This is a genomic window from Pseudomonas sp. P5_A2_2 (assembly GCF_054177685.1).
In genome coordinates this window covers 1-10,921 of sequence record NZ_JBGCUL010000086.1, presented here as the reverse complement: position 1 = coordinate 10,921, position 10,921 = coordinate 1, and the positions used below count along the sequence as shown (strand labels likewise).

General features: G+C 62.0%; 9 protein-coding genes and 1 pseudogene. 5 read left to right on the top strand and 5 right to left on the bottom strand.

Annotated elements, in window-relative coordinates:
• From ACXRVY_RS09100 to csrA, 4 genes and pseudogenes are all read left to right on the top strand, one after another.
• Positions 1–152 (top strand): annotated as a pseudogene (locus tag ACXRVY_RS09100) (group II intron reverse transcriptase/maturase); the annotation flags it as partial.
• Positions 153–394: 242 nt separating this feature from the next.
• Entirely contained in the window at positions 395–1,210 is an 816-nt protein-coding gene (locus ACXRVY_RS09095; RefSeq protein ID WP_223462446.1) for an SDR family oxidoreductase, read from the top strand.
• A gap of 64 nt (positions 1,211–1,274) precedes the next feature.
• Positions 1,275–1,607, top strand: coding sequence for a YnfA family protein (locus ACXRVY_RS09090; protein ID WP_008004345.1), 333 nt, complete (start codon positions 1,275–1,277; stop codon positions 1,605–1,607).
• Between the two features lie 153 nt (positions 1,608–1,760).
• Complete coding sequence (csrA, locus tag ACXRVY_RS09085) at positions 1,761–1,946, top strand: carbon storage regulator CsrA (protein WP_223462447.1); 186 nt, start codon at positions 1,761–1,763, stop codon at positions 1,944–1,946.
• 5 nt (positions 1,947–1,951) lie between these two features.
• Here the strand turns inward: csrA and ACXRVY_RS09080 are convergent, their stop codons facing one another.
• From ACXRVY_RS09080 to mnmC, 5 genes are all read right to left on the bottom strand, one after another.
• Positions 1,952–2,179, bottom strand: a complete 228-nt coding sequence (locus tag ACXRVY_RS09080) for a YheU family protein (RefSeq protein ID WP_223462448.1) — start codon at positions 2,177–2,179, stop codon at positions 1,952–1,954.
• Positions 2,180–2,390: 211 nt separating this feature from the next.
• A complete protein-coding gene (locus ACXRVY_RS09075) occupies positions 2,391–3,581 on the bottom strand; it encodes an osmoprotectant NAGGN system M42 family peptidase (RefSeq protein WP_263289819.1) in 1,191 nt (396 codons plus the stop codon).
• Between the two features lie 124 nt (positions 3,582–3,705).
• Positions 3,706–5,454, bottom strand: coding sequence for an N-acetylglutaminylglutamine synthetase (gene ngg / locus ACXRVY_RS09070; RefSeq protein WP_223462449.1), 1,749 nt, complete (start codon positions 5,452–5,454; stop codon positions 3,706–3,708).
• A gap of 3 nt (positions 5,455–5,457) precedes the next feature.
• Complete coding sequence (locus ACXRVY_RS09065) at positions 5,458–7,230, bottom strand: N-acetylglutaminylglutamine amidotransferase (protein WP_223462450.1); 1,773 nt, start codon at positions 7,228–7,230, stop codon at positions 5,458–5,460.
• A 169-nt stretch (positions 7,231–7,399) separates the two neighbouring features.
• Positions 7,400–9,379: a bifunctional tRNA (5-methylaminomethyl-2-thiouridine)(34)-methyltransferase MnmD/FAD-dependent 5-carboxymethylaminomethyl-2-thiouridine(34) oxidoreductase MnmC gene (gene mnmC, locus ACXRVY_RS09060; RefSeq protein WP_458237274.1), complete on the bottom strand. Its 1,980-nt coding sequence runs from the start codon at positions 9,377–9,379 to the stop codon at positions 7,400–7,402.
• 144 nt (positions 9,380–9,523) lie between these two features.
• Here mnmC and pap point away from each other — a divergent pair.
• On the top strand, positions 9,524–10,921 hold a 1,398-nt coding region (gene pap / locus ACXRVY_RS09055; RefSeq protein WP_458237273.1), incomplete at its 3' end, for a polyphosphate:AMP phosphotransferase.

The following is a 10,921-nucleotide window of genomic DNA, read 5'->3' as shown; positions in this document are numbered from 1 at the left end:
ATCGTGAATTACGGGCTTTGGGTGCGAGTAAAGAAGTCGCCCAGAAAGTGGCATGTAACACCCGTCGTTGGTGGGACAACAGTCGATGGGCCTTGAATTGGGTGCTTAATCTCGCGTGGTTTGATCGCTTGGGACTTCCACGTCTCTCCTGACCTCAATCCCTCGAACCGCCCGGTGCGGACCCGCATGCCGGGTGGTGTGGCAGGGGTACGGTCTATGAAGGCCGTCCCCTATGCCGATTTGCCTGGCGGGTCTCTATCTTTTTTTGTTGCATTGGTTACTTCAAAGGCTCCCGCGGTTTGCTCGGGCCATTCAGCAATCTGATGGAGCGTGGGTCGGGCGATCTCCTTCGCTACACTCGGTGCATCTTCCGAGAACAACAAGGCTGTTTGCTATGCAAAATCGCATGATGATCACTGGTGCAGGCTCTGGCCTGGGTCGCGAAATCGCGCTGCGCTGGGCGCGTGAAGGCTGGCAACTGGCGTTGTCGGACGTCAGCGAGCCCGGCTTGCAGGAAACCCTGAAACTGGTCCGCGAAGCCGGTGGCGACGGTTTCATCCAGCGCTGCGACGTGCGCGACTACAGCCAGTTGACGGCGTTCGCCCAGGCCTGCGAAGTCAAGCTCGGCGGCATCGATGTCATCGTCAATAACGCGGGTGTGGCGTCTGGCGGGTTCTTCAGCGAGTTGTCCCTGGAGGATTGGGACTGGCAGATCGCAATCAACCTGATGGGCGTGGTCAAGGGCTGCAAGGCTTTCCTGCCGCTGCTGGAAAAAAGCAAAGGCAAGATCATCAACATCGCGTCCATGGCCGCGCTGATGCAAGGCCCGGCGATGAGCAACTACAACGTGGCCAAGGCGGGTGTGGTGGCGTTGTCCGAAAGCCTGCTGATCGAACTGGCGCATCAGGAAGTCGGCGTGCATGTGGTGTGTCCGTCGTTCTTCCAGACCAACCTGCTGGACTCCTTCCGCGGTCCGACCCCGGCCATGAAAGCCCAGGTCGGCAAATTGCTGGAAAGCTCGCCCATCAGTGCCGCCGACATCGCCGACTACATCTACCGGCAGGTCGCCGCCGGCGAGTTCATGATCCTGCCCCACGAACAGGGCCGCATGGCCTGGGCACTCAAGCAGAAGAACCCGCAACTGCTCTACGACGAAATGACCGTCATGGCCGACAAAATGCGCGCCAAGGCCAGGCAATCGGCAAGCTGATCTTGCTCGCAGGCAACGCTGTGGTTAGGGTGGCCGCCATCGGCCATCCTCGCGAGACGTTTGCATGCTCAATTACCTGTGGTTTTTCCTCGCCGCACTGTTCGAAATTGCTGGTTGCTTTGCCTTCTGGATGTGGCTGCGCCAGGGTAAAAGCATGTGGTGGGTAGTGCCGGCGCTCCTCAGCCTGACCCTGTTCGCCCTGCTGCTGACCCGTATCGAAGCCACCTACGCGGGCCGCGCCTACGCCGCTTACGGTGGCATCTACATCATTGCCTCAATCGGCTGGTTGGCCGTGGTCGAACGGATTCGTCCGCTGGGTTCGGACTGGCTTGGCGTGGCGTTGTGTGTAATCGGCGCGAGCATCATCCTGTTCGGGCCGCGATTCTCCGCATCCTGACAGATCGGCCCTACAATCAGCCGGATTGTCAGACCTTTCCGTAAGCGTAGTGCGTCATGGCTGTCAGTCCGGTCTGGTTTGCTGCCGAAGCATTGTAGGCATACCGCGGGCCGGGCATCTTCAAGGGCCAGTAACCCCTGAAGGACACTCCTCATGCTCGTACTCACTCGCGTTGTGGGCGAAACCATTTCCATCGCTGACAACATTTCCGTGCGCGTTCTCGCGATCAATGGAAACAACATTCGCTTTGGTGTCGAAGCGCCGCAGGACGTCAAAGTTCACCGCTCGGAAATCTACGAACGTATCCAGAACAAACTGGCGAAGACCAAGGGACGCTGAAGGCTTCAATCAAACAGGTGTTTGGGCACGTCGTGCTTGAGCATCAGTTGGCATTGCTCGCTTTGCGGGTCGAAGACAATCAGTGCCTGGCCCTTGGTCAAGGCCTGGCGCACGCGCAGTACGCGGGTTTCCAGTGGCGTGTCGTCACCATTGTCCGTGCCGTCGCGGGTCACGAAGTCCTCGATCAGGCGGGTGAGGGTGTCGACTTGAAGTTGGTCGTAGGGAATCAGCATAGGTACCTCGGCTGGATCAATGGCGCGATGCTACGGCGAATGCGAGATTGCCGCTAGCTTGGTTGTTTTATGTTGTCCGATCTGCCGCCATCGCGAGCACGCTCGCTCCCACAGGGCTCAGCGGCGAACCGGATAATTGTGTTCACCACCAATCAACTGTGGGAGCGAGCTTGCTCGCGATGGTGATCTCTCCAGCAACAAAAAAAACGGATCAGTTCTCCGACCGTTGCCCCACCAGACTGTCCACTGACGGTACCCGCGTATCGCTTTCCATCTGCGTGTCGTGTTCGAGTTGATGGCTGAAACGGTCCAGTGAACCCTTGGCCGGTTGCGCATCGCTGGCAAACACTGGCGGGCTGAGGATGTATGCACCGAGCAGGCGGCTCAGGGCGGCGAGGCTGTCGATGTGGGTGCGTTCGTAACCGTGGGTGGCGTCGCAGCCGAAGGCGAGCAGGGCGGTGCGAATGTCGTGGCCGGCGGTGACCGCTGAATGTGCGTCGCTGAAGTAGTAGCGGAACAGGTCGCGGCGGGCGGGCAACTCGTTGTCGCTGGCCAGGCGCAGGAGGTGGCGCGACAGGTGATAGTCATACGGCCCACCGGAATCCTGCATCGCGATGCTCACCGCATGCTCACTGGAGTGTTGGCCTGGCGCGACCGGTGCGATGTCGATGCCGACGAATTCACTGACGTCCCAGGGCAACGCAGCCGCGGCGCCGCTGCCGGTTTCCTCGGTGATGGTGAACAGCGGATGGCAGTCGATCATCAACTCTTCGCCACTGTCGACAATCGCTTTGAGCGCCGCCAGCAGCGCGGCCACCCCGGCCTTGTCGTCGAGGTGGCGGGCGCTGATGTGGCCGGTTTCGGTGAACTCTGGCAGCGGGTCGAAGGCGACGAAATCGCCGACGCTGATGCCCAGCGACTCGCAGTCGGCACGGGTGGCGCAGTAGGCATCCAGGCGCAACTCGATGTGATCCCAGCTGATCGGCATCTCATCCACGGCAGTATTGAACGCGTGCCCGGACGCCATCAGCGGCAAGACGCTGCCGCGAATCACGCCGTTGTCGGTAAACAGGCTGACCCGGCTGCCTTCGGCAAAGCGGCTGGACCAGCAGCCGAGCGGCGCGAGGGTCAGGCGGCCGTTGTCCTTCACCGCCCGCACCGCCGCGCCGATGGTGTCCAGGTGGGCGGAAACGGCACGGTCGGGGCTGTTCTTCTTGCCCTTGAGCGTGGCGCGGATGGTGCCGCGACGGGTCAGCTCGAAGGGAATACCGAGTTCTTCAAGGCGTTCGGCGACGTAGCGCACGATCGTATCGGTGAACCCGGTGGGGCTGGGAATGGCGAGCATTTCCAGCAGGACTTTTTGCAGGTAACCGAGGTCCGGTTCGGGGATTTTGCTGATCATGGAAACTCCTGATGGGTTATCGCCAGTAAGGCCGCCATCGCGAGCAAGCTCGCTCCTACAGGGGAATGCGATCAAATGTGGGAGCGAGCCTGCTCGCGATGGCATCAGTCCAGACAACACATGGCTAAGAGACCACCGGCTGACTGTACGGAAACAACAGATCCACAAACCGCTCCGCCGTCGGCTGCGGTTCGTGATTGGCCAGCCCGGCCCGTTCGTTGGCTTCGATAAATACATAGTTCGGCTGGTCAGCGGCGGACACCATCAGGTCGAGGCCGACCATGGGAATGTCCAGCGCCCGCGCGGCCCGCACGGCGGCGTCCACCAGCGTTGGATGCAGGATCGCCGTTACATCTTCAAGAACACCGCCTGTATGAAGATTCGCCGTACGTCGTACGAACAGATGCTCACCGGCCGGCAGAATGCTGCTGTAGTCGTATCCCGCGGCACGCAAGGTGCGCCGGGTTTCCTGGTCCTGCGGGATCTTGCTTTCGCCGCCCGTGGCCGCTTGCCGCCGCCGGCTCTGGGCTTCGATCAATGCACCGATGGAGTGCTGGCCGTCGCCGACCACTTCGGCCGGCCGGCGAATGGCGGCGGCGACCACTTCAAAACCGATCACCACAATGCGCAGGTCGAGGCCCTCGTGGAAACTCTCCAGCAGCACGCGGCTGTCGAAGTGGCGAGCGGCTTCTATGGCTTGCTGCACCTCCTCGATGGTGCGCAAATCCACCGCCACCCCTTGCCCCTGTTCACCATCCAGTGGCTTGACCACCACGCGCTGGTATTCATCGAGGAATGCCAGATTGTCATCGGCGTTACCCGCCAATTGCTGCGCCGGCAGGTTCAACCCGGCTGCCTTGAGCATTTTGTGGGTCAGGCTTTTGTCCTGGCACAGGCTCATGCTGATGGCGCTGGTCAGATCGCTCAGGGATTCACGGCAGCGTACCCGGCGCCCGCCATGGCTGAGGGTGAACATCCCGGCCTCGGCGTCATCGACGTGCACATCAATGCCACGACGATGTGCTTCCTCGACGATGATCCGCGCGTACGGGTTGAACGCGGCTTCCGGACCGGGCCCGAGAAACAGCGGCTGATTGATGCCGTTCTTGCGCTTGATGGCGAAGGTCGACAGGTTGCGAAAACCGAGCTTGGCGTAAAGGTTTTTCGCCTGTCGGTTATTGTGCAGCACGGACAGGTCGAGGTAGGCGAGCCCGCGACTCATGAAGTGCTCGATCAGATGCCGCACCAGCACCTCTCCGACACCCGGTCGCGCACAGTGCGGGTCGACCGCCAGGCACCACAGGCTGCTGCCGTGTTCGGGATCGTTGAAGGCCTTGTGGTGGTTGAGGCCCATGACGCTGCCGATGACCGCGCCGCTGTCCTCGTCTTCGGCCAGCCAGTACATCGGGCCGCCCAGGTGACGCGGAGTGAGCAGGGTGGCGTCGATCGGCAGCATGCCGCGCGCCTGATACAGCTGATTGATCGCCTGCCAGTCGGCATCGCTTTGCGCGCGGCGAATGCGGAAACCGCGAAACACCCGGGTCGCCTGACGGTAATCGCTGAACCACAGGCGCAAGGTATCGGACGGGTCGAGGAACAGCTGCGTCGGCTCCAGCCCCAGCACTTGCTGGGGCGCGGCGACGTACAGCGCAATATCCCGTTCGCCGGGCCGCTCGTTGAGCAACTCCCCGGCGAGGCTCGCGGCATCGGCGAAGGTGTGCCCGATCAGCAAGCGGCCCCAGCCGCAATGCACGGCAATCGGTGCCGCGCCGAGCGCACTGCGGTCTTCGGCCAGGCGTGCCTGCAGGCGTTCGTAGGAGGGCGACTGGCCGCGCAACAGGCGTTGGCTGAACGCTGTGGTATGAGGTTTCATCGGTCAGACTCCTTGTTCGCTGAGCCACAGGTTGAGGGCCGCCAGTTGCCACAGCTTCGAGCCGCGCAACGGCGTCAGTTGTCCCTGCGGGTCAGTCAGCAGAAGGTCGAGCATCGCGGGATTGAACAGGCCGCGATCCTGGCCGGGATCGAGCAGCAGCTCGCGCACCCATTCCAGCGTATCGCCCTGCAAATGCTTGAGGCCCGGCACCGGGAAGTAACCTTTCTTGCGGTCGATCACTTCACTGGGAATCACTTGTCGCGCGGCTTCTTTCAGGACTTGCTTACCGCCGTCCGGCAGTTTGAAACGCCCCGGAATCCGTGCCGACAGCTCCACCAGGCGGTAGTCGAGAAACGGCGTGCGCGCTTCCAGGCCCCAGGCCATGGTCATGTTGTCGACCCGTTTGACCGGGTCGTCCACCAGCATCACCGTGCTGTCCAGACGCAAGGCCTTGTCCACCGCCGCCTCGGCACCGGGCTGGGCGAAATGGGTTTTGACGAAGTCACCGGCGGCGTCATTCGCAGTCAGCCATTTCGGTTGCACGGTGGCGCCGTAATCGTCGTAGCTACGGTCGAAAAACGCTTCGCGGTACGCGGCATACGGATCGCTTGCACCATCCACTTGCGGATACCAGTGGTAACCGGCGAACAGTTCGTCGGCGCCCTGGCCGCTTTGCACCACCTTGCAATGTTTGGCCACTTCCCGGGACAACAGGTAGAAGGCGATGCAGTCATGGCTGACCATCGGTTCGCTCATGGCGCGGAACGCGGCGGGCAGTTGTTCGATGATTTCTTTTTCATCGATGCGCAACTGGTGATGCTGCGTGTCGTAGTGTCGGGCGATCAGGTCCGAATACTGGAACTCGTCTCCACGCTCGCCGCCGGCATCCTGGAAGCCGATGGAGAAGGTCGACAGATTGTCCACGCCGACTTCCCGCAGCAAGCCCACCAGCAGGCTTGAATCGACACCGCCCGATAGCAGCACGCCGACATCCACTGCCGCGCGTTGGCGGATGGCGACCGCTTCGCGGGTACTGTCGAGCACACGGTCGCGCCAGTCTTCGAGGGTCAGATCCGTCTCATCGGCGTGAGGACCGTAGGGCAGGGTCCACCAGGTTTTCTGCTCGGTGCGACCATCGGCTTCGATGCGTATCCAGGTGGCCGGCGGCAGTTTTTCAATTCCCGCCAGCAAGGTGCGYGGTGCCGGGACCACGGCGTGGAAATTCAGATAGTGATTGAGCGCTACAGGATCGAGGATCGGGTTGATGTCACCGCCCTTGAGCAATGCCGGCAGCGCCGAGGCGAAGCGCAGGCGTTGGCCGGTGCGCGACAGGTACAGCGGTTTCACGCCGAGTCGGTCGCGAGCGATGAACAGGCGTTGGGCATCGCGCTCCCAAACGGCAAAGGCAAACATACCGTTGAGTTTCGGCAACAAGGCTTCGCCCCAGGCGTGATAGCCCTTGAGCAGCACTTCGGTGTCGCCACCGGAATAGAAGGCGTATCCCAGGCTTTCAAGCTCGGCGCGCAATTCCGGAAAGTTGTAGATCGCCCCGTTGAAGGCCAGGGACAAGCCCAATTGCGGGTCGATCATCGGCTGCGCCGAGCCGTCCGACAGGTCCATGATTTTCAGGCGCCGATGGCCCAGGGCAACCGGCCCCTGGCTATGAAAACCCCAAGCGTCGGGGCCGCGAGGGGCCAGGTGATGGGTGATTCGTTCAACGGCTGCAAGGTCTGCAGGTTGATGATCAAAACGTAACTCGCCAGCTAATCCGCACATAAATTCCTTACCGGTTTTTCCGTTGGGGAGGGTCAATCGATACCGCGCCAAACGGCGGGTACTCAGAAAGTGACCCTCCTCGGTAAGGGGAGTTTTAGACCGATGAGTTATATGCGTGGCTGACCAYGGCCGAATCGCCCCGTGAGGGCGACTTAGGCTGCTGTATCGACTACTTGCCCCGGATCAGGCGCCGCAAGGCAAACCGATTGGGATGGCAGGCTTCGGCGACGCTTCTGGGCAAGGGCAGGGGTTCGTTGTCCAGCCAGGCCGCCAGCAGTTCCCCGGACAGCGGCGCGGTGATCAGACCGCGCGAGCCGTGGCCGCTGTTGATGTACAAACCGTCAAGCCATGGGCATTCGACGTCCGGCACTTGTCGGGCATCCTTGCCCAGCRCTGCATACGCCTGAGCGAACGCCTGGGTGTCGGCCAATGGTCCGACGATTGGCAAGTAGTCAGGGCTGGTGCAGCGAAAAGCGGCGCGCCCCTGGAGGCTTTCAGGCGCAAGTTTGTCGGCCTGTAGACGCTCGACCAGATCGTGGGAAATCTCTTCGAGCATGGTCAGGTTGCCCAGGTGTTCGGCCGTGGTCGGCGTCAGGTCATCGCTCTTGAAATCGAAACTGGCCCCCAGCGTGTGTTCGCCCAAACGTGCAGGGGCGACATAGCCTTCGGCACACACCACGGTGCTCAGGGCCTGGCTTTGCGGGGTTTGCCCCAGGCGGGTGATTTGCCCGCGAATGCGTTTGAGCGGTAACTCGGCACTCTCGGGGAATCGCCGGATTTCGGCGGCCCCGGCCAGCACCACCACCGGTGCACTGGCGAGCAGACGCTCGCCGTTCCAGGCTTGCCACTGATCGTCAACCTTGCGCAGTTCCAGCGCATCGCGATGGGTGAGCAATTGAATTCGCGGGTGCGCGGCCTGCCACTGGCACAGCGCCGGTGGGTGGACCCAGCCGCCTTCGGGATARAACAGGCCCCCCTGTGCCAGCCCGATACCGGCCACGGCCTGTGCCTCGGGTTGATCCAGCAGGTGCAACAAGTCCGCCGGAAATGCCGCGGCCAATTGCACTTGGCGTTCGGCTTCCTTGGCATCGAAGGCCAGTTGCAACACGCCGCAATCGTCCCAATCGTGACCCCGTTGCAAATGTTCGAGCAGTCGTCGGGTGTAACCGAACCCGCTGACGATCATTTGCGACAGCGCCGTGCCATGGGCCGATAACTTCAGGTAGAGCACGCCCTGCGGGTTGCCCGAGGCTTCCTGGGCGATATCGTCGTGGCGCTCCAGCACTGTCACTTGCCAGCCCCGCGCGGCGAGGCTGGCGGCGCTGGCGCAACCGGCCAGCCCGGCCCCGATCACCAGTGCCTGGCGTTCGCCGGTCAGTTGCGCCGGGCGGGCAAACCAGGGTTTATCGGGCACCGGGGCGGGCACGTCCTGGGGCCAGCCGAGGAACTCGCCGCGCAGGATTTCCCATTTGTGGCCGATGCCTGGGGTGCGTTTCATCTTGAAACCGGCGGCGTTGAGCAAGCGCCGCACCCAACCGGTGCTGGTGAATGTGCTGATGGATGCACCGGGAGCGGCCAGGCGCGCCAGTTCGGCAAACAGTTCGGCGGTCCACATGTCGGGGTTCTTCGCCGGAGCGAAACCGTCGAGGAACCAGGCGTCGATTCGGGCATCGAGTTGCGGCAGTTGCTCCAATGCGTCACCGATCAGCAGCGTCAGGGTGACGCGACCGTTATCCAGCGTCAGGCGCTGAAAACCCTGATGGATCGCCACGTACTGCGCCAGCAATTGATCGGCAAACACCTTGAGTTCCGGCCAAAGCGCCAGGGCACGTTGCAAGTCGGCCGGGCTCAACGGGTACTTTTCGACGCTGACAAAATGCAGCCGCGCTCCGGCCGCCGCGTGTTGTTCGAACACCTGCCAGGCACACAGAAAATTCAGTCCCGTGCCAAAGCCCGTTTCACCGATGACCAGGCGTCCGCCCTCCGGCAAGGCAGCAAAGCGTTCCGCCAAGCGGTTCTGCTCGATAAAGACATAGCGGGTTTCGTCCAGCCCCGACTGGTCGGAGAAATACACATCGTCGAACACTCGCGAATACGGACGACCTTGGTCATCCCAGTCGAGCTGGGCGTGGGGCAGTTCAGGTTTCATGGCAGGCTCGGCAACGGCAAGGCCGACATTCTAGCCGATCGATGGCGTGGCCAAGCTCTTTGTGGCGAGGGGACCATCAGGAAAATCTCTGCTGACCCTCAGTTCCATCCGCTAGTCTTGCTCACATCTGGAAGGGAGCCGCTCATGTTTGAATCTGCCGAAATCGATCACGCCATCGACAAAGACACCTATGACGCCGAAGTCCCGGCCCTGCGCGAAGCGTTGCTCGAAGCGCAATTCGAATTGCAGCAGCAACGCCGCTTTCCAGTGATCATTTTGATCAATGGCATCGAAGGTGCGGGCAAGGGCGAGACGATCAAGGTGCTCAACGAATGGATGGATCCGCGTCTGATCGAGGTTCGCACGTTCGATCAGCAAACCGACGAAGAGCTGGCGCGGCCACCGGCCTGGCGGTACTGGCGGATGCTGCCGGCCAAGGGGCGCATGGGGATTTTCTTCGGCAACTGGTACAGCCAGATGCTGCAGGGGCGGGTCCATGGCGAGTTCAAGGATCCGCGACTGGACCAGGCGATCAACGGCGCCGAGCGCCTGGAAAAAATGCTGTGCGATGAAGGTGCGCTGATCTTCAAGTTCTGGTTTCACCTCTCCAAGAAGCAAATGAAGGCGCGACTCAAGGCGCTGGCCGACGACCCGCTGCACAGCTGGCGTATCAGCCCGTTGGACTGGCAGCAGTCGCAAACCTACGACAGGTTCGTGAAATATGGGGAGCGGGTGCTGCGGCGCACCAGCCGTGACTATGCGCCGTGGCATGTGATCGCCGGGGCGGATGCGCATTATCGCAGTCTGGCCGTGGGGCGGATTCTGCTGGCGGGCCTGCACGGCGCATTGCAGCGGCCGACGATCCACCCGGAAAAGGTCAGCGCCGCGCCAGTGTTCCCCAGCGTCGATCAAGTGAACCTGCTCGACAGCCTGGACCTGACCCTGAACCTGGACAAGGATGATTACGAAGAACGGCTGATCACCGAGCAAGCGCGGTTTTCCGGGTTGATGCGCGACAAGCGCATGCGCCGCCATGCACTGGTGGCGGTGTTCGAGGGCAACGACGCGGCGGGCAAGGGCGGGGCGATCCGTCGGGTGGCGGCAGCGCTTGACCCGCGCCAGTACAGCATCGTGCCGATTGCCGCGCCCACCGAAGAAGAACGGGCTCAGCCCTATCTGTGGCGTTTCTGGCGACACCTTCCGGCCCGGGGCAAGTTCACCGTGTTCGACCGCTCCTGGTATGGCCGGGTGTTGGTGGAGCGCATTGAAGGTTTTTGCAGCCCGGCGGACTGGCTGCGTGCCTACGGTGAAATCAACGATTTCGAAGAACAGCTCACCGACGCCGGTGTGATCGTGGTCAAGTTCTGGCTGTCCATCGACAAACAGACGCAACTGGAGCGCTTCGAGGAGCGCGAAAAGATTCCCTTCAAGCGCTTCAAGATCACTGAAGACGACTGGCGCAACCGTGAAAAATGGGATGACTATCGCGCGGCGGTCGGTGACATGGTCGACCGTACCAGCACCGAGATTGCGCGATTGCGC